We start from the raw sequence: 17,845 nt of genomic DNA, 5'->3' as shown, positions 1-17,845 counted from the left end.
AGAGAGTGCTAAGTAATCATTTGAAGCTAAATTTAAAAGTTTTTTACTTTCCTTATAAACAAATTTTCCCTCATGACGTAGATGAGGTAGAGTTCTAAAATTGTGATCATTTTTTAAATCTTGTAAGATTTTATCAACGGACATTTTTTTCCTAAAAATTTAGAATTTTAAAGTATTATTTTGCCACATTATTTTTAAAAAAGAAGTTAGATTATGGATAATGAATTTTTAAAACAGCTTGATTTAAAACATATTTGGCACCCTTGTACTCAAATGAAAGATCATGAAAATGTGCCTTTAATCCCTATAAAAAAAGCTAAAGGAGTTTGGCTTTATGATTTTAATGATAAAAGATATTTAGATTGTATCAGTTCTTGGTGGGTGAATCTTTTTGGGCATTGTAATGAAAAAATCGCAAATGCTATTAAAAAGCAAGTTGATGAGCTTGAGCATGTGATTTTAGCCGGTTTTACGCATGAGCCTATTATAAAGCTTTCAACTAAGCTTTGTGAAAAAGTTGGGAGAGATTTTAATAAATGTTTTTATGCGGATAATGGATCAAGTGCTGTAGAAATAGCACTTAAAATGAGTTTTCATTATCATTTAAATCAGGGTTTTAAAAAAAATAAATTTTTATCTCTAAGCAATTCTTATCATGGTGAAACTTTAGGAGCATTAAGCGTAGGAGATGTTGCGCTTTATAAAAATACTTATAATCCTTTGCTTTTAAAATGCCTTAATACTCCGGTTCCAAAAAGTAAAAATTATGAAGAAGAGCTTTTTATTTTAAAAGAGATTTTAGAAAAGCATTCTAGTGAAATTTGTGCTTTTATCTTAGAACCTTTAGTGCAGTGTGCTGGAAATATGCATATGTATGAGGCAGGATTTATTGATGAAGCCATAAAAATTTGTCATGAATTTAATGTGCAAGTTATCTTTGATGAAATTGCTGTAGGTTTTGGACGCACAGGGACACTTTTTGCTTTACACCAATGCAAACAAACTCCAGATTTTATTTGTCTTTCAAAGGGAATTACTGGCGGATTTATGCCTCTTTCTGTAGTGCTTACTAAGGACGAAATTTATCAAGCTTTTTATGCACCCTATAAAGAGTATAAAGCTTTTTTGCATTCTCATAGTTATACAGGAAATACTTTAGCTTGTGCTGCTGCTAATGCGGTTTTAGATATATTTGAAAATGAAAATATTTTAGAAAAAAATAAAATTTTAAGCACCTTTATCGAGCAAGAATTTTCAAGACTTAAAAAATTTGATTTTCTTGGTAATTTTAGAATTTGCGGGATGATTAGTGCTTTTGATATTTTAAATTCAAAGTATGAAAGAGCTGGGCTTGAGGTTTTTAAAAGAGCTTTAAAAAAAGATTTGCTTTTAAGGCCACTTGGAAATACGATTTATTTTATGCCCCCTTATGTGATTACAAAGGAGCAAATTTCTTATGTAGTGGATAGTTTAGAACAAATTTTTAATGATTTTTGAAAGTTTTTCGCAAACCCTATCATTAAAATCTATGATAGGAATTTGTGTGTATTTGCTGATAAAATCCTTACTAAAATGATCCTCACTTTTTAAAACTAAAGCAAGGATAGGTATATCTTTTTGTTTTAAAGCTTCTATACTTAAAAGAGTATGATTGATGCTTCCTAGATAATCTTTTGCGACTAAAATAGTAGGGCGTTTAAATTTTTGCATAAAATCAATCATGGTTTTTTCATCATCAATAGGTGAAAAAAGACCACCTGCAAGCTCTATAATGAGTTTATCACTTTGAGGCAAAGCAATATCAAAAGCTTTATAATTTAATCCTTCTAAAGTTCTTGCCTTATGGGGTGATACAGGAGTTTGTAAAAATATACCTTCTTTAAAAATTTTAGTTTTTGGGCTAAATTGAGCTATGATATCACTATCTTTTGGAGTGCCTGCTTGAATGAGTTTAAAATAATCAAAACCTAATTCTTTGCAAATTCTAGCGCTTAAATATGTTTTTCCAACATCAGTATGAATACCGCTGATATAAATTTGCATTTTAATCCTTTAAGAAAGTAATTTTAAAGCTATGGTAGAAACTAAAATCACTAAAATAAAAAAGAGCTTTAAGAAATTTTTACTCTCTTTAAATAAAACCACACCCACTACAACACTACCAACAGCACCAATACCCGTCCAAATAGCATAAGCAATACTCATTGCAATGCTTTGCATACTTAAACTCAAACTCATAAAAGAACACATAAAACACACTATAAGAGCTAAAAGATATTTTTTTGCGTGTGTATTTACGTATTTTTTCATGATGATAACACCTATAATTTCACAAATTCCAGCAATGATTAAAAATATCCAAGCCATTAATTCTCTTTAGAACTGAATTTTAAACCTATTACACCGAGCAATAAAAGCAGTATGAAAAAGATTTTTAAGATAGAAAATTTTTCATGAAAAATAGCAATTTCAGCCACTACAATACCAGCGGTTCCAATGCCTACAAAAACACTATAAGCTATGCTAATTTCTATTTTTTTACATGCTTTTAAAAAACAATTAAAAGAGATAAAAATTCCAATAGCTGTTAAAAGATAGTGCCAAATTTCATAGGAGTATTTTAAACCACTCACCCAAAAACATTCTATTAAGGCTCCAAAAATAACCCATAACCAAGCAGTATTTAATTCTTTTTTCAAAAAAATATCCCAAATATAGTTTTAAATCGTAATTATATACTTTTTTACTTTTAACTAAGCCAATATTAGATAAAATTAACGCTTATTTTTTTGAAAGGATAAAAAGATGTTAGAAGGTATCGTTAGAGAGAGTATCGGTAGAAAAGCAGCTAAAGCTTTAAAAAGAGATGGTTATCTAATAGCAAACATCTATGGTAAAGGACTAGAAAATATCCATGCTGCTTTTAAGGTCAATGAATTCATTAAAGAAGTTCGTAAAAAAACAACTTTAGCTTTTGATGTTAAAGTAGGTTCTCAAACTTTAAATGTTGTAGTTGTGGATTATCAAAAAGATCCAGTTACAAGCGATTTAAAACACGTGGACTTAAAAGTTGCACAAAAAGGTGTAATTTCTAAATATATGATCCCAGTTAAAATCACAGGAACCGCTATCGGTCTTAAAAATAAAGGTGTTTTAATCCAATCTAAAAGAAGATTAAAAGTTAAATGCAAGGCTGAAAATTTACCAAATTTCTTTGAACTTGATGTTAGCAAACTTGATGTAGGTGATGCTTTACTTGTTCGTGATGTAGTAGTTCCTGAAGGTGTTACTATTTTAGACGCTGATAGGATAGCGGTTGTTGGCGTAGAAAAAGCTAGATGATATTAGTCGTAGGGCTTGGCAATATAGGCGAGGAATATAAAAATACTCGCCATAATGTAGGCTTTATGCTCATTGATTTAATCTTAAAAGATCAAAATTTTACAAATCTTACGAATTCAAAATTTAAAGGAGAGCTATTTAAAATCGGTTCTTCTTTGCTTCTTCTTAAACCTAGTACTTACATGAATAATTCAGGCATTAGTGTTAAAGCGGTTAAAGATTTTTACAAATGTGAAAGAATTATAGTTATACATGATGATATCGATATTAATTTAGGAGCTTTGCGTTTTAAAAAAGGTGGATCAAGCGGTGGGCATAATGGGCTAAAAAGTATCGATTCTTTATGCGGAAATGATTATGAAAGAATACGCATAGGAGTAGGAAAAGGAGAGAATGTTATTTCGCATGTTCTAGGACAATTTAATAATGAGGAAAAAATAATTTTAGATAAAATCTTAGAGCACTCTAAAAAAGCATTATTTAAACTAGTTGAAAAAGATTTATCAAGTGTTTCATCTTTGTATAGTTTAAGAGCTTAAAATGTGGATTTTTTTTCGTTTTATTTCAGAAATTTATCTTAAGAATTTTTTTATAATATTTTTATCTTTAATTGGTTTTTATTGCGGTATTGATTTACTTTTAAATTTTAAAGATTTGCCACAAAGTGTGAATCTTCAATTACTCTATACAGTTTTTTTAGCTTGTTCTGCTGTACCTTATATTTTACCACTTTCTATTGTTTTTGCATTTATATTATCGCTCATTTCAATGATTAGAACCAATGAGTTTGTAAGTTTTTATGCTTTGGGTATCAGTAAAAATTTGGTTGTTATTTTCCCTTTTTTATGGGCTTTGTTTTTTTGCTGTATTTATATTGGTTTAAATTTTACTTCTTTTGCTTATGCAAATGATTATAAAAAAAATATTTTAAAAAATGGAGTTTTAAATAAACAAGGTGGAGAAGTTTTTTTAAAATTTAATAATGATTTTGTTTATATTTCCAAAATAAATAATGGTCAAAATAGTGTCCAAAATATAAAAATTTTTGATCTTAATAACTCAACCTTAAATTCTTTTGTTGAAGCTAAAACAGCATCCTTTAAAGAGGGAAATTGGATCTTAAAAGATGGAAATTTAACCACACTTCCTAAAGAATATATTCTTGGAGCCAAAGGGCTTGATGTGCAAGAATTTAAGGAATTGAGTGCCTTGGAGGGTTTTAAACCAAAAATTATTGAAAGTGTTGCAAGCAACAGTAATTATTCTATTTTAGATGCTTGGGAGAGTTTAAAGCTTTTTAAAGATCAAAATATTAGTATAGAAACACTAAAAATTAATCTTTATAAACTTATATTTATGCCTTTTTTTGCCCCTTTTTTAATGCTTATTATGTATTATTATTTTCCTGTTATTTCTAGATTTTTTAATCTTGCTTTTGTCGCTTTTGTCGCTTTTATTGTGACATTACTGTCTTGGGGGCTTTTATTTTTGTTTTCAAGATTAAGTGAAAATGGTGTTATAATCAGTGAAATTGGTATTGTTTTACCTATTGTATTATTAGGTTTTTTTAGTTTAATGAAATTTTATAAAAATCGCTGATTAAATATTAAAATTTAAAGAAGGAAAATATGGATTATAAAAAACTTAAAAATGAATTTCAAACCCCTTTTTATATTTATAATTTTGATGCGATTAAAGAAAAATTTTTAGAATTAAAAAATGCTTTTAAAGCTAGAAAATCACAAATTTTTTATGCAGTAAAAGCTAATTCAAATTTAAGTCTTTTACAAATGCTTGTAAAATTAGATAGCGGATTTGATTGTGTAAGTATAGGTGAAGTTAAACGCGCTTTAAAAGTTGGTGCAAAACCTTATAAAATTATTTTTAGCGGAGTGGGTAAAACTGCAGAAGAATTAAAACTTGCTTTAAAATATAATATTTTATATATTAATCTTGAAAGCGAAGCTGAAATGATGCTTTTAGAACAAGTAGCTAAAGAATTAAATACTAAAGCAAGAATTAGCATCAGAGTTAATCCTAATGTAGATGCAAAGACTCATCCTTATATTTCTACTGGATTAAATGAAAATAAATTTGGAGTTGAAATTGAGTGTGCTAAGAAGATGTATATTTATGCAAATAATTCTCCTTTTTTAGAGCCTGTTGGGGTGCATTTTCATATAGGTTCTCAGCTTTTAAATTTAACTCCTATATATGAGGCAGCTAGTATTGTTTCAAAACTTGTTAAAGAATTAAAGGCTTTAAAAATTAATCTTAAATTTTTTGATATTGGTGGAGGACTTGGTGTAGCTTATGAAAAACAGGATTTAGAGCCTAATCTTTATGAGTATGCTCAAAGAATTTTATCTAACCTTAATGGACTTGATGTGACTATTGGAATGGAACCTGGACGATTTTTAGTGGCCAAAAATGGAGAATTTGTTTGCTCAGTTCTTTATGAAAAATATAATAAAACAAAGCGTTTTATCATTGTTGATGGAGCGATGAATGATTTAATACGTCCAAGTTTATATGAGGCTTATCATGAAATTTATATGCCTTACAATCAAGGAGAAGAAACCCCTTGTGATGTTGTGGGTGGGGTTTGTGAAAGTGGTGATTTTTTTGCTAAAGCAAGATTGTTACCTTATACACAAAATGGTGATATAATGGTTATTAAAAATACTGGGGCATATGGCTTTAGTATGAGTAGTAATTATAATACTAGAAATAAGGTTTGCGAATTAGCTTTAGAAGATGGTATAGTAAGATTGATTCGCCAAAGAGAAAGCTTTGAAGATCAAATTGCTTTAGAGGAGAAGTTTGTAAAGGTTTAAAATGTTTTTTCTAGATGTTCAAGGAACTCTTATTTCAGATGCTGATAAATCTTTGATTTTTGGGGCTAAAGAATTAATTGATTTTTTAAATACAAATAATCTTGCTTATGTTATTATCACAAACAATACTAAAAAACTTAATTTTTTAGAATTTTTAAGACAAAAGGGTTTAAATATAAAAGATAATGCCTATTTAGATCCTTTTTGCATTTTAAAAACTCTTTTTGAGCCTTGTAAGGTTGCTGCTTTTGGTGCTAATGAATTTTTACAAAGTCTTGAAATGCTCGGATTTAAATTAGATTTTAAAAACCCAAAATTAGTTTTTATTGCTAGTTTTGATGATTTTAAATTTAAAGACTTTGCCAGTATTATAGAAATGATTAAAAATGGAGTTAAAGTTGTGGCAATGCATGAAAGTAGTATTTATAAAAAAGATAACAAATCTTACCCAGGAGTAGGAAGTATAATGGCTATGCTTAAAAATGCTGTTCATTTTGAATATGATGTTGTGGGCAAACCAAGTTTTCTTTTTTATAAAGAGGCTTTAAAATTATTAAAAATGCAAAATCAAAATGCTCGATTTGAGGATATAAAAATAATTAGCGATGATTTTAAAGGAGATTTACTTAAAGCAAAAGAATTAAATATGAAAACTTATTTGGTTTTAAGTGGAAAATTAAATAATACTAAAGGTATTGATGCAGGTATTCTTGATGGAGTTTATCCTAGTGTTTTTGAAATTTTAAAGGAAGAGCAATGCTTGATTTAAAAGAATTAAGAGAAAAAATTGATAAAATAGATGATGAAATTTTAGAACTTTTAAATGAAAGAATGACTTATGTTAAAATAATAGGAGAGATTAAAAAAAATCATAATAAAAAAATTTACTATCCTAAAAGAGAAAAAGCAATTCTTGATCGTTTAAAAAATAAAAATCTAGAAAATTTAGATCACAATGCAATAGAATTGATTTATAATAAAATTTTTTTTGTTGCAAGAAGTTTAGAAAGATTTTAAAATAAATTTTATATTTTTTGTAACAAAATATAAAATTAAATATAAATTTTTAAAAATTATAAAGTGCTTTTTGCTAAAATGTTTTTGATAATATAAAAATATTTTATGAGTTTAGTAAATAAATTTGGTAAAATTACATTAAAATTGATAAAATTTGCTGATTAATTGAAATTTTTAAAGAATTAAAATATAAAAATCATTAAGCTAAGGACTGAAAATTAATGGATTTTAAAGAAATGCTGCACCAAATCGGACAACTTTTTCAAAAATTAACTCGTAAGCAATTGATTGTTATTGCTGCGTCTATAGTAGTGGTTGTAGGTTTTTTGGTATTTTTAGCATTATTTCGCGGAGGTGGAAACGGTTCTAGCGATGGATATGCAGTTTTAGTAGAAAATGTTAGTCCTAGCTCTTCAGCTGCTATTGTGGCTAAACTCGAACAAAATAATATCCCTTATAAGCTTGCCAGCGAAAATAAAATTTTAGTCCCTAAAGATCAGGTTTATCGCCAAAGAATGTTTATTGCAAGTGAAGGACTTATCAAGGATAGTCGTATAGGTTTTGAAGCTTTTGATCAACAACAATTTGGAGCAACTGATCAAGATATCGCTATAAAATATAGAAGAGCTCTTGAGGGTGAACTATCAAGAACAATTGAAACTTTAGAGCCTATTCGTAGCGCGGTTGTGCATATAGCTATTCCAAAAGATTCTGTTTTTACAGAAAGACAAATTCCACCAACTGCTTCAGTAGTGGTTAATGTTAAAGAAGGATTAAGACTCACAGCAAAGCAAATTGATGGGATTAAAAATATTGTTTCTGCTGCAGTTGCAAATCTTAAAAAAGATAATATTAAAATCAGTGATCAAAGAGGCATCCCTTTAGATGATAAAGATAATAGCGATGATTTGGTTCGAGAACAGATTAAATATAAAAGCGATCAAGAGAAAGCTTTAGAAGATAAAATTATAGAGAATTTAGCTCCTTTTGCAGGGGGAACGGATAAGGTAAAAGTAAGTGTAAATATAGATTTTGATTTCTCTAAGCAAGAATCTCAAAGTGAAATTTATGATCCAAATACTGTTGTAAGAAGTGAGCAAACCTTGAATGAGGAAAGAACTGGAAGAAAGGATCGTGAAGTTCAAGGTGTTCCAGGTGCAGTTTCTAATATAGGTCCTGTTGAAGGACTTGATAATAAAGGAGAAATTGATACTTATAAAAAAAATCAAGTTACAACAAATAATGAAATTTCAAAAACAATTACAAATACAAAAAAGCAATTTGCAACTATTGTTAGAACTTCAGCTGCTGTTACTATTGATGGAAAATATCAAGATGTTGTAGATGCAAATGGAGATGTTAAAAGCGAATATGTTCCTCTTACAAAACAAGAATTAGCTAGTATAGAGAGTATCGTTAAAAGTACTATTAATTATAATCAAGCTAGGGGTGATAGCGTTGTAGTGCAAAATTTACCATTCCATCGTGAAACTATTAGGGTTGAAAGTAAGGTTAAAACATTTTACAATCGTTTTATTGAACCTTTTATTCCGCCTGTTAAGTATTTTATTGCGGCAATATTGCTTTTTATTTTTTACAAAAAAGTTATTACTCCATTTACGCAAAAAATGCTTGAGGATATGGCTGCTCAAGAAGAAGCTCAAGAGGGCGGTGTTAATGCGATTATAGATGAAGCTGAAGATGCATTAGAAAAATTCAATATGGCTAGAAAAAAAGTCGAAGAACAACTTGGATTTGGAGATAGCTTTAATGAAGATACTATTCAGTATGAAGTTTTACTTGAGAAACTAAGAGGTTTAGTGAGTGATAAAGGTGAAGAAATTGCTGTACTTTTACAGAATTTAATTCAAAATGATAGCGAATTTGGTGATAAGGATATATAGATGATCAAGCTTAGCGAAGAACAAAAAATGGTTTATGATGATTTATCAATGCCTGAAAAGGTAGCGATTTTTCTTATACAACTTGGTGAAGATGCTACAACTTCTGTTTTTTCGCATATGGAAATCGATGTTATTACAGAAATTTCACGATATATTGCTATGGCTAAAAATGTTGATAGATCTGTAGCAACAGCTGTTTTAGAGGAATTTTACACTTTACTTCAATCCAATCAATATATTAAAAGTGGTGGTTTGGAATATGCTAAAGAAATACTATTTCGTACTTTTGGTCCTGAAATTGCTAATAAAATTCTTGAAAAACTTACTAAAAGTATGGAGAATAATCAGAATTTTGCTTATTTGGCGCAAATTAAGCCTCAGCAACTTGCTGACTTTATCGTAAAAGAACACCCACAAACTATTGCTCTTATTTTAGCGCATATGGATTCAATTCATGCTGCTGAAACTTTAGAATATTTTAGTGATGAATTAAGAGCTGAAGTTGTTATAAGAATGGCAAATCTTGGTGATATTTCTCCAAGTATTATTAAAAGAGTTTCTGCTGTTTTAGAAAGTAAGCTTGAAAGCCTTACTTCTTATAAAGTTGAAGTGGGTGGTCCAAGAGCAGTTGCTGAAGTGCTTAATCGCTTAGGACAAAAGGCTTCTAAATCTACTATTACTTATATTGAACAAAGCGATGAGAGATTAGCTGAAACTATTAAAGAACTTATGTTTACTTTTGATGATATACAAAAACTCAGCACTCAAGCAATAAGAGAAATTTTAAAAGTTGCAGATAAAAAAGATCTTATGATAGGTCTTAAAGGAGCTAGCGAAGAGTTAAAACAAAAATTCTTAGCAAATATGTCTACGCGTGCAAGCGAAGCTTTTCTTGAAGAAATGGGATTTTTGGGTGCAGTGCGCGTGAAAGATGTTGAAGATGCGCAAAGAAAAGTAGTTGAAGTGGTACAAAAATTAGCAGAGCAAGGCCTAGTCCAAACAGGTGATGCTGATGAAATGATAGAGTAGGTAAAAATGGCTAGTCGTAGTAACGTTATTTCAGGTGCAACCTCAAAACAACATGTTGTTGAAGGTTATCATTTTAAGGTTATCTCAGAGTTTGATAATAAAGTAGAGAAAAATACTCAAGAAATTGAAAAGTTAATTTCCAATCCTGTACCATCAGAGCCAAAACAAGAAGAAGTACCTAATTTAGAGCCTATTGAAAATGAATCCAATGTATCACCTTCTTTTCAACCAAGTTTTGTAGAGGATTTGCTTAAAAAAACCGATGAAATGTCAAGCAATATTATAAAGCTTCAAATGCAAATTGAAAGCCAAGAAAATGAATTTAACAACCGCTTAAATTCTGAACTTGAAAATGCTAAGGAAAAATTTTCAAAAGAAGGATATGAACAAGCTAAAATAGAATTTCAAAAGGAGTTAGATGAATTAAAAGATAAATATTTAAAAAGTGTAGCTAAGCTTGATGAGGCCTGTGTAAAATTAGATTCTTTTATAGAAAAAAATGAAAAAGAATTAGCTGATACAGCTATAGATATAGCTAAGGAAGTTATCATTAAAGAACTTGAAGATAATTCTAGTAAAATTGCATATGCTTTAGCCCAAAATTTGGTGAGTGAATTAAAAGGGGCTAGCGCAATTGAAATTAAGGTTAATTCTAATGATTATGATTATTTAAAAGAGCATTTTAATGAGTTTAAACACATAAAAATAAGTCTTGATGATGCTATTAGCAAAGGAAGTGTGATTATCTTAAGTGATGCTGGAAATATAGAATCTAATTTAAATTCTCGTTTGACTAAAATTAAAAAGATGATCAATAATGAATGAGATTTTTACCCACACTCAAGAAAAACTACAATCTTTAAGCATTAAAGAACTTGAAAATCTTGCTCAAAAAATTAGAGAAGAAATTATAAAAATTGTTTCTAAAAATGGTGGACATTTAAGTTCTAATTTAGGAGCAGTAGAGTTAACAATAGCTATGCATACAGTTTTTGATGCAAAAAATGATCCTTTTATTTTTGATGTTTCACATCAATCTTATACTCATAAACTTTTAAGCGGAAAAGAAAAAATTTTTCATACTTTAAGACAAATAGATGGACTAAGTGGTTATACAAAACCTAGTGAAGGAGACTATTTTATCGCTGGACACTCTAGCACATCTATTTCTTTAGCAGTTGGAGCTTGTAAAGCTATAGCTTTAAAGAATGAAAAACGCATCCCTGTGGCACTCATAGGTGATGGAGCTTTAAGTGCAGGAATGGCTTATGAAGCTTTAAATGAGTTAGGAGATTCTAAATTTCCTTGTGTTATAATCTTAAACGACAATGAAATGAGTATTTCAAAACCAATAGGTGCTATTTCAAAATATCTTTCTCAAGCAATGGCGACACAGTTTTATCAGAATTTTAAAAAACGAGTCGTAAAAATGTTAGATGTTTTACCTGATTCTGCAACTTATATGGCTAAGCGTTTTGAAGAAAGTTTTAGATTGATTACTCCTGGGCTTTTATTTGAAGAGTTAGGACTTGAATATATAGGTCCTATAAATGGACATAACTTAACAGAAATTATTTCTGCTTTAAAACAAGCAAAAGCAATGCAAAAACCTTGTGTAATTCATGCTCAAACCTTAAAAGGTAAGGGTTATGCTTTAGCAGAAGGTCAGCATTCTAAATGGCATGGCGTAGGAGCTTTTGATATTAATAGTGGTGAACTTTTAAAAAAAAGTTCTACTAAAAGTGCAACTGAAATTTTTTCTCAGAAATTATTAGAATTAGCAACAAAATATGAAAATATTGTAGGTGTTACAGCTGCTATGCCTAGTGGAACAGGTCTTGATAAATTAATTGAGAAATTTCCTAAAAGATTTTGGGATGTTGCAATTGCTGAGCAGCATGCAGTGACTTCTATGGCAGCCATGGCAAGAGAAGGATTTAAACCTTTTATAGCTATATATAGCACTTTTTTACAACGTGCTTATGATCAGGTGATTCATGATTGTGCTATTATGAATTTAAATGTTGTTTTTGCTATGGATAGAGCTGGTATAGTAGGTGAAGATGGGGAAACACATCAGGGTGTTTTTGATGTGAGTTTTTTAGCACCTTTACCTCATTTAACTCTTGTTGCCCCTAGAGATGAGTTAATGATGGAAAATATTATAGAATATGCTTATTTTCATAAAGGACCTTTAGCTTTTCGTTACCCTAGAGGTAGTTTTATTTTGGATAAAGAATTTAATCCTTCTAAAGTAGAGTTAGGCAAAGCACAATGGCTAATAAAAAATGAAAAAAGCGAAATTGTTTTTATAGGTTATGGACAAGGCGTGGGCAAAGCCTGGCAAGTCTTAAATGAAATGCAAGAAAAAATTGATCTTATAGATTTAATTTTTGCTAAACCTTTGGATGAGATGCTTTTAAAAGATTTAGCTAAAAAAAGTAAAATTTGGTTTGTATTTAGTGAAAATGCTAAAATTGGTGGAGTAGCAAGTTTACTGCAAGCTTTTATTCAAAAAAATGATTTGGAGATCAAGATCATTTCTTTTGAATATGAAGATGAATTTATCGAGCATGGAAAAACAAGTGAAGTAGAAAAAAAATTAAAACTTGATATTGAAAGTATAATAGAAAAAATAAAATTATATTTGCAATAATTAATTTTATTTTATTAGATGATAAAAAATATTACTTGATATAAACTTCTTTTAATGAAAAATTTATTATCATTCCTTTCATTATAAATTTTTAAGGATTGTTGATAATGGAAATATTACAAATGCTTAAAAAGCATGATTTAAAAGCTACTCCACAAAGATTGTGCATCTTAAAGATTTTAAAAAGACATGAACATCCAAATATTGAAGAGCTTTATAAAGAAATCAAACAAGAATATCCTTCCATATCGCTCGCTACGGTTTATAAGAATTTAAATACTTTAAGAGAACAGGGTTTAGTTGTTGAAATCAGTGCTTTAAATCAAAAAACTTGTTATGACATTTATGAAGAAGAACATATGCATATTGTTTGTTCTAAATGTGGAAATATAGAGGATCTTAGTTTTAAGGATGTGAAACTTAAGGAATATCAAGAATTTTTAGAAAAGAAAATAGGAAGCTTGATTAATTATTTAGCGGTTTGCACCTATATTGATAGTTGCAAAAAGTGTCATTAAGGAAAATAAAGTTAAAATAACCTATTAATTTAAAGGTTATTTTAATGGTATATGAAATTCAAAAAAATTTTTTACTTCCAGATACTACGCTTTTAAAAAATCTTCAAGAAGACGGTATTTTATTTAAAATTCACGAACTTGAGATTTTTTATACTAAAATAACCTACTCTCAAAGTGTAAAATTTAAGAGTCTTGATGGCTTTTACTATAAAATTATAGAAACTAATGATAAAATTCTAGAACAGAATCAAGAAGAACAAATATCAAAAAAAGAATTTGAAAAAGCTCGTAAAAAAAGTATAGGAAAAGGTATTAAAAAGAAACGTTACGAGTTTAAATTTTGTTCTTTGAAAAGTTTTATTGAGGTTTATAATAAATCTAAAATTTGTATTTTAAAAATTTTTTTTCCAACTTTAGATGAGGCAAATCGTTTTATCTTACCATATGAATTTAAAATTCAAAAAGAATTTGATTATATTTTAGATTCTAAATTTATAACTCTTTATGGTTGTGATTTTGAACAAATTAATATAGAAAAATATTTTAAAAGTATTGAAAAGAATCAGGTCTTTGATTTAAAATTTTCAGGTTTAATCAATGCTTTTGAAGGTTATAGAATTTTTCTATTTTATCTTTTTAAAAAATTAAAATTTTATTGGAATTTAGCTTTAGATAAGAAAAAAGAAGAGTATTTTTATCAATTTATTTCTTATGCTGATAAAATCAATATAATTTTATCTGATACTGAAGAAATTTTTGATAAGAATTTGAATACAAATTTATCTTTAAGATTTCAAGAAATTGTTGAAAAATCTAATATTTTTTTTCAAAATGATAAAAATATTGAAGCATTACTTTTATTTTTAAGTAGTGAAAATTTACAAAGTTTGTTTAGCGATTTTGATTTTTTTATAAAAGAAAATTCTTTCTATGAAGGTTCTCAAAAGGATAAACTTTTTAAACAAATTTTAGCGGATGAATTTAGAAAAAAATTGATTTTTTTTAAAAAAAATTTATTGAAAAATTTTGAGAATGAAAAATTTTCAAGAAGTTTTTCAGGATTATTAATTTTTTTAGAATATTTTTGTAATTTTTTTGATATAAAACCTTTAAATAAACTCAATGAAAAATTTTTTCTTTTTAAAGACAGGGAAAAAGCAATTGTAAAAATCATAAAAAAAAGGGAAAAATTTTTTAAATTAATCTCTAGAATAAATAGAGAATTAAAAATTTACAAAGGGTATTAATGCAAAAACAAGATAAAATCATAGAAATGTTCAATGAAATTGCTCCAAGTTATGATAAGGCTAATAGAATTTTAAGTTTTGGAGTTGATATAAGTTGGCGTAAATACGCTTGTAAAAAGGTTTTAAAGTATTATAAACCAGATTTTATCAGTATAGTCGATGTTGCATGTGGAACAGGCGATATGATTGCCATATGGCAAGAAAAAGCTAGAATGCTTTCTAAAAATATTACAAGTATTAAAGGTATTGATCCAAGTGAGGGTATGTTAGAAATTGCTAAACAAAAATTTCCAAATATTGATTTTATACAAGCAAAGGCTCAAAATTTACCTTTAGAAAACCAAAGCGTTGATATTGTAAGTATAAGTTATGGAATTCGTAATGTGGTAGAAAGAAAACAGGCTTTAAGTGAATTTTTTAGAGTCTTAAAAAAAGGAGGAATTTTTGTTATTTTGGAATTTACAAAAAGAGAAAAAGGTGGATTTATAGCAACTTTAAGAGATTTTTATTTGAAAAATATTTTACCAACTTTAGGTGGAATTATCAGTAAAAATAAAAGTGCATATGAATATTTGCCTAATTCTATTGATGAATTTTTAAGTAAGGAAGAATTTATAAAAGAATTAAATGATTGTGGTTTTGAAATATTAGATTTTAAAAGCTTTAGTTTTGGTGTTAGTTCAATGTTTATAGCTAGAAAATTATGACCCCAAGTGAATTAAATTTAAAAGCTAAGGCTTTATTAGAAACGCATTTTATTGATATTGTACTTAGTGGTGAAATTTCAAAAATCACTATCCATGGTTCAGGACATTGGTATTTTGACTTAAAAGATGAGAAATCAAGCATAGCTTGTGTTATGTTTAAAAATAATAATTCAAAAGTTCACTTTAAACCCGAAGTAGGGGATTTACTAGAGTTAGTTGGCAATGTTAGCTTATATTCTGAAAGTGGACGATATCAATTTGTTGCCAATAGTATGAAAAAATCTGGATTTGGCGATTTGGAAAGCCAATTTATTGCCTTAAAAGAAAAATTACAAAAAGAAGGTATGTTTGATAGTATTCATAAAAAAAACTTACCTAAATTTCCAAAAAAAGTAGGAATTATCACTTCGAAAACTTCAGCTGCTTTGCAAGATATGTTAAAGCTTATTTATCAAAAAGAATATTTTTTAGCTAAAATTTATGTATTTAATACTTTAACTCAAGGTAGTACAGCACCAAATTCTTTGATTAATGCTCTAAAAAAAGCTGATGCTATGAATCTTGATGTCCTTATTATAGCTAGAGGAGGCGGTAGTCGGGAGGATCTTTTTTGCTTTAATGATGAAAATTTAGCAAGAGCAATTTTTAAAGCCCAAACTCCTATTATTTCAGCTATTGGACATGAAATTGATTATGTTATTAGTGATTTTGTTGCTGATCTTAGGGCTCCAACACCTTCAGCAGCTATAGATTTTTTATTTTATTCCAAGTTAGATTTAGAGCAAAATTTGGACAACTTAGAAGAAAAATTTAGAAAAGAAATAAATCAAAAGATACAAAATTATCAAGATTTGCTTTTAAATTTATATCAGATTTTTAAAGCTAAATCTTTTAAAAAAACTATAGGAGATAAAGAAGAACAAATTACATTTTTGATTAAACAGATTAGACTTTTAATTAAAAATAAATTAGAAAAAACGAATTTAAAATTAGAAAAAATAGAAAATTCTTTTTTTCAACACGAAAATTTTTTTAAAAAAAGTGAAAATTTAATTTCATTAAGCCATAATGGTAAAATAGTAAAATTACAAGATTTAAAACATGGCGATACGGTGCTTTTAAGCTCTCAAATTATACAAAAAAAAGCAAAAATTTTAGAGGAGTGAAGATGAGAAAGATTAATTTTAGTGCAGGTCCTTCTACTTTACCTTTAGAAATTTTAGAGCATGCAAGAAATGAATTATGTGATTATCAGGGTAAAGGTTATTCTATTATGGAAATTTCACATCGCTCTAAAGTTTTTGAAGAAATCCATTTTGGAGCTATGAAAAGGGCTAAAGAGATTTATGGTTTAAATGATGAATATGAAATTCTCTTTTTGCATGGAGGTGCTAGTTTACAATTTGCAATGATACCTATGAATTTATCTTTAGGTGGAATTTGCGAATATGTTAATACAGGAATTTGGACTAGTAAGGCTATTAAAGAAGCTCAAATTTTAGGCGTTAATGTTAAAGTGGTTGCTAGTAGTGAAGAAGATGAATTTAATCATATTCCAAATATTGATTTTAGTGATCATGCTGATTATGCTTATATTTGCTCAAATAATACTATTTATGGAACACAATTTAAAGATTATCCTAAAACAAAAAGTCCTTTGATCGTAGACGCTTCGAGCGATTTTTTTTCTAAAAAAATTGATTTTTCAAATATAGCTCTTTTTTACGGTGGAATACAAAAAAATGCTGGAATTTCTGGATTAAGTTGTGTTTTTATACGCAAGGATATGGTTGAAAGATCACGCTATAAAAATTTAACTAGCATGCTTAAATATTCTATCCATGCTGAAAATCAGTCTTTATATAATACACCTCCAACTTTTGCTATTTATATTTTTGATTTGGAAACAAAATGGATTTTAAAGCAAGGTGGACTTGATCAAATATATAATAGAAATTTAAAAAAAGCTACAATGCTTTATGATTGTATAGATTTAAGTGAAGGATTTTATAAAGGGCATGCTTATAAAAAAGATAGATCTTTGATGAATGTTAGTTTCTCGATTAATAAAGATCTAGATCCTATTTTTGTTCAAGAGGCTGAAAAAGAAGGATTGATAGGTTTAAAAGGACATAGAATTTTAGGTGGAATTAGAGCGAGTATTTATAATGCTATCTCTTTAGAACAGGTGCAAATTTTATGTGAATTTATGGAAGAATTTAAAAGGAAATATCAATGATAAAACGTTATGATGAATGTCAAAGAATGTCTCAAATTGTTGTTTATGATGATTATTTTACAACAGCTGGGCAAGTAGCTTTTGATCCTAAGGGTGATATTAAAAAACAAACAAAAGAAGCTCTAAAAGAAATTGAACTTTTACTTAAAAAAATAGGTGCTGATAAAAATTCTCTCATACAAATTCAAATATGGCTTTCCAATATGGAAGATTTTGAAGCTATGAATGAAATTTATGATGAGTGGATTAAAGAATATGCTAAACCTGTAAGAGCTTGTGTTCAAAGTATTTTAGCAGAAGGTTACCTTATAGAAATTCAAGCTTTTGGTAAGATAAGCAATAAATAATT

19 protein-coding genes and 2 pseudogenes are annotated in these 17,845 nt (G+C 28.1%); 17 read left to right on the top strand and 4 right to left on the bottom strand.

Translation table 11 applies throughout. The annotated features are described in order from the left end of the window. Window positions 1-144: pseudogene (locus ACD570_RS07670) on the bottom strand (pyridoxal phosphate-dependent aminotransferase family protein); the annotation flags it as partial. A 69-nt stretch (window positions 145-213) separates the two neighbouring features. On the opposite strand from ACD570_RS07670, the gene ACD570_RS07665 reads away from it, so the two are divergent. After that, entirely contained in the window at window positions 214-1,497 is a 1,284-nt protein-coding gene (locus ACD570_RS07665; protein WP_417904284.1) for an adenosylmethionine--8-amino-7-oxononanoate transaminase, read from the top strand. On the opposite strand, the gene bioD is transcribed toward ACD570_RS07665, so the two are convergent. Genes bioD through ACD570_RS07650 form a run of 3 tightly spaced genes read right to left on the bottom strand, consistent with a single transcriptional unit; the run spans window position 1,471 to window position 2,699 of the window. Further along, entirely contained in the window at window positions 1,471-2,043 is a 573-nt protein-coding gene (bioD, locus tag ACD570_RS07660) for a dethiobiotin synthase (RefSeq protein WP_337205052.1), read from the bottom strand. The genes ACD570_RS07665 and bioD overlap by 27 nt on opposite strands. Before the next feature lie 9 nt (window positions 2,044-2,052). Beyond that, window positions 2,053-2,367 (bottom strand): DMT family transporter, encoded by a 315-nt coding sequence (locus tag ACD570_RS07655; protein ID WP_200281407.1) that lies wholly within the window; start codon window positions 2,365-2,367, stop codon window positions 2,053-2,055. Then, window positions 2,367-2,699 (bottom strand): DMT family transporter, encoded by a 333-nt coding sequence (locus ACD570_RS07650; protein WP_234284793.1) that lies wholly within the window; start codon window positions 2,697-2,699, stop codon window positions 2,367-2,369. The genes ACD570_RS07655 and ACD570_RS07650 overlap by 1 nt, the downstream gene beginning before the upstream one ends. Before the next feature lie 106 nt (window positions 2,700-2,805). On the opposite strand from ACD570_RS07650, the gene ACD570_RS07645 reads away from it, so the two are divergent. The 16 genes and pseudogenes from ACD570_RS07645 to ACD570_RS07570 all read left to right on the top strand — a co-directional run bounded on the left by ACD570_RS07645 (window position 2,806) and on the right by ACD570_RS07570 (window position 17,843). Then, window positions 2,806-3,342: a 50S ribosomal protein L25/general stress protein Ctc gene (locus tag ACD570_RS07645; protein ID WP_137620380.1), complete on the top strand. Its 537-nt coding sequence runs from the start codon at window positions 2,806-2,808 to the stop codon at window positions 3,340-3,342. Next, the gene (gene pth / locus ACD570_RS07640) at window positions 3,339-3,881 is read left to right on the top strand and encodes an aminoacyl-tRNA hydrolase (protein ID WP_337205053.1); all 543 of its coding nucleotides are present in this window, start codon (window positions 3,339-3,341) and stop codon (window positions 3,879-3,881) included. Before ACD570_RS07645 ends, pth begins: the two co-directional genes overlap by 4 nt. A 1-nt stretch (window position 3,882) precedes the next feature. Beyond that, on the top strand, window positions 3,883-4,941 hold the full coding sequence (locus ACD570_RS07635) for an LptF/LptG family permease (protein ID WP_337205054.1): 1,059 nt from the start codon (window positions 3,883-3,885) through the stop codon (window positions 4,939-4,941). Between the two features lie 29 nt (window positions 4,942-4,970). Further along, a complete protein-coding gene (gene lysA / locus ACD570_RS07630; RefSeq protein ID WP_337204372.1) occupies window positions 4,971-6,179 on the top strand; it encodes a diaminopimelate decarboxylase in 1,209 nt (402 codons plus the stop codon). A 1-nt stretch (window position 6,180) separates the two neighbouring features. After that, the gene (locus tag ACD570_RS07625) at window positions 6,181-6,948 is read left to right on the top strand and encodes an HAD-IIA family hydrolase (protein ID WP_337202698.1); all 768 of its coding nucleotides are present in this window, start codon (window positions 6,181-6,183) and stop codon (window positions 6,946-6,948) included. Beyond that, window positions 6,936-7,187: pseudogene (gene pheA / locus ACD570_RS07620) on the top strand (chorismate mutase); the annotation flags it as partial. The gene ACD570_RS07625 and the pseudogene pheA, both read left to right, overlap by 13 nt. Window positions 7,188-7,417: 230 nt before the next feature. Then, window positions 7,418-9,100: a flagellar basal-body MS-ring/collar protein FliF gene (fliF, locus tag ACD570_RS07615; RefSeq protein WP_200281435.1), complete on the top strand. Its 1,683-nt coding sequence runs from the start codon at window positions 7,418-7,420 to the stop codon at window positions 9,098-9,100. Next, on the top strand, window positions 9,101-10,129 hold the full coding sequence (fliG, locus tag ACD570_RS07610; RefSeq protein ID WP_200281438.1) for a flagellar motor switch protein FliG: 1,029 nt from the start codon (window positions 9,101-9,103) through the stop codon (window positions 10,127-10,129). Between the two features lie 6 nt (window positions 10,130-10,135). Continuing rightward, entirely contained in the window at window positions 10,136-10,954 is an 819-nt protein-coding gene (fliH, locus tag ACD570_RS07605; RefSeq protein ID WP_337205055.1) for a flagellar assembly protein FliH, read from the top strand. Then, a complete protein-coding gene (gene dxs, locus ACD570_RS07600; RefSeq protein WP_417904283.1) occupies window positions 10,947-12,785 on the top strand; it encodes a 1-deoxy-D-xylulose-5-phosphate synthase in 1,839 nt (612 codons plus the stop codon). The genes fliH and dxs overlap by 8 nt, the downstream gene beginning before the upstream one ends. A gap of 107 nt (window positions 12,786-12,892) precedes the next feature. Beyond that, a complete protein-coding gene (perR, locus tag ACD570_RS07595) occupies window positions 12,893-13,303 on the top strand; it encodes a peroxide-responsive transcriptional repressor PerR (RefSeq protein WP_337196465.1) in 411 nt (136 codons plus the stop codon). A 44-nt stretch (window positions 13,304-13,347) separates the two neighbouring features. After that, window positions 13,348-14,550, top strand: a complete 1,203-nt coding sequence (locus ACD570_RS07590; RefSeq protein ID WP_337196466.1) for a hypothetical protein — start codon at window positions 13,348-13,350, stop codon at window positions 14,548-14,550. Further along, a complete protein-coding gene (ubiE, locus tag ACD570_RS07585) occupies window positions 14,550-15,257 on the top strand; it encodes a bifunctional demethylmenaquinone methyltransferase/2-methoxy-6-polyprenyl-1,4-benzoquinol methylase UbiE (protein WP_337196467.1) in 708 nt (235 codons plus the stop codon). The genes ACD570_RS07590 and ubiE overlap by 1 nt, the downstream gene beginning before the upstream one ends. After that, window positions 15,254-16,423 carry an exodeoxyribonuclease VII large subunit gene (gene xseA, locus ACD570_RS07580; protein WP_337208153.1) on the top strand — a complete coding sequence of 390 codons (1,170 nt, stop codon included), beginning with the start codon at window positions 15,254-15,256 and terminating at the stop codon, window positions 16,421-16,423. Before ubiE ends, xseA begins: the two co-directional genes overlap by 4 nt. A 2-nt stretch (window positions 16,424-16,425) precedes the next feature. Then, window positions 16,426-17,496, top strand: a complete 1,071-nt coding sequence (gene serC / locus ACD570_RS07575) for a phosphoserine transaminase (RefSeq protein ID WP_417904282.1) — start codon at window positions 16,426-16,428, stop codon at window positions 17,494-17,496. Further along, window positions 17,493-17,843 (top strand): RidA family protein, encoded by a 351-nt coding sequence (locus ACD570_RS07570; RefSeq protein WP_337204368.1) that lies wholly within the window; start codon window positions 17,493-17,495, stop codon window positions 17,841-17,843. Before serC ends, ACD570_RS07570 begins: the two co-directional genes overlap by 4 nt. Window positions 17,844-17,845: the final 2 nt, after the last annotated feature.

This window comes from Campylobacter sp. LH-2024, from assembly GCF_048270605.1.
In the GTDB taxonomy this organism is placed as follows: Bacteria; Campylobacterota; Campylobacteria; order Campylobacterales; family Campylobacteraceae; genus Campylobacter_D; species Campylobacter_D molothri.
This window is presented reverse-complemented; position numbering and strand designations above follow the sequence as displayed.

Coding starts and splice junctions, on each gene's coding strand:
- ACD570_RS07665 (WP_417904284.1), top strand. CDS start 214: ATGGATAATGAATTTTTAAAACAGCTTGATTTAAAACATATTTGGCAC.
- bioD (WP_337205052.1), bottom strand. CDS start 2,043: ATGCAAATTTATATCAGCGGTATTCATACTGATGTTGGAAAAACATAT.
- ACD570_RS07655 (WP_200281407.1), bottom strand. CDS start 2,367: ATGGCTTGGATATTTTTAATCATTGCTGGAATTTGTGAAATTATAGGT.
- ACD570_RS07645 (WP_137620380.1), top strand. CDS start 2,806: ATGTTAGAAGGTATCGTTAGAGAGAGTATCGGTAGAAAAGCAGCTAAA.
- pth (WP_337205053.1), top strand. CDS start 3,339: ATGATATTAGTCGTAGGGCTTGGCAATATAGGCGAGGAATATAAAAAT.
- ACD570_RS07635 (WP_337205054.1), top strand. CDS start 3,883: ATGTGGATTTTTTTTCGTTTTATTTCAGAAATTTATCTTAAGAATTTT.
- lysA (WP_337204372.1), top strand. CDS start 4,971: ATGGATTATAAAAAACTTAAAAATGAATTTCAAACCCCTTTTTATATT.
- ACD570_RS07625 (WP_337202698.1), top strand. CDS start 6,181: ATGTTTTTTCTAGATGTTCAAGGAACTCTTATTTCAGATGCTGATAAA.
- fliF (WP_200281435.1), top strand. CDS start 7,418: ATGGATTTTAAAGAAATGCTGCACCAAATCGGACAACTTTTTCAAAAA.
- fliG (WP_200281438.1), top strand. CDS start 9,101: ATGATCAAGCTTAGCGAAGAACAAAAAATGGTTTATGATGATTTATCA.
- fliH (WP_337205055.1), top strand. CDS start 10,136: ATGGCTAGTCGTAGTAACGTTATTTCAGGTGCAACCTCAAAACAACAT.
- dxs (WP_417904283.1), top strand. CDS start 10,947: ATGAATGAGATTTTTACCCACACTCAAGAAAAACTACAATCTTTAAGC.
- perR (WP_337196465.1), top strand. CDS start 12,893: ATGGAAATATTACAAATGCTTAAAAAGCATGATTTAAAAGCTACTCCA.
- ACD570_RS07590 (WP_337196466.1), top strand. CDS start 13,348: ATGGTATATGAAATTCAAAAAAATTTTTTACTTCCAGATACTACGCTT.
- ubiE (WP_337196467.1), top strand. CDS start 14,550: ATGCAAAAACAAGATAAAATCATAGAAATGTTCAATGAAATTGCTCCA.
- xseA (WP_337208153.1), top strand. CDS start 15,254: ATGACCCCAAGTGAATTAAATTTAAAAGCTAAGGCTTTATTAGAAACG.
- serC (WP_417904282.1), top strand. CDS start 16,426: ATGAGAAAGATTAATTTTAGTGCAGGTCCTTCTACTTTACCTTTAGAA.
- ACD570_RS07570 (WP_337204368.1), top strand. CDS start 17,493: ATGATAAAACGTTATGATGAATGTCAAAGAATGTCTCAAATTGTTGTT.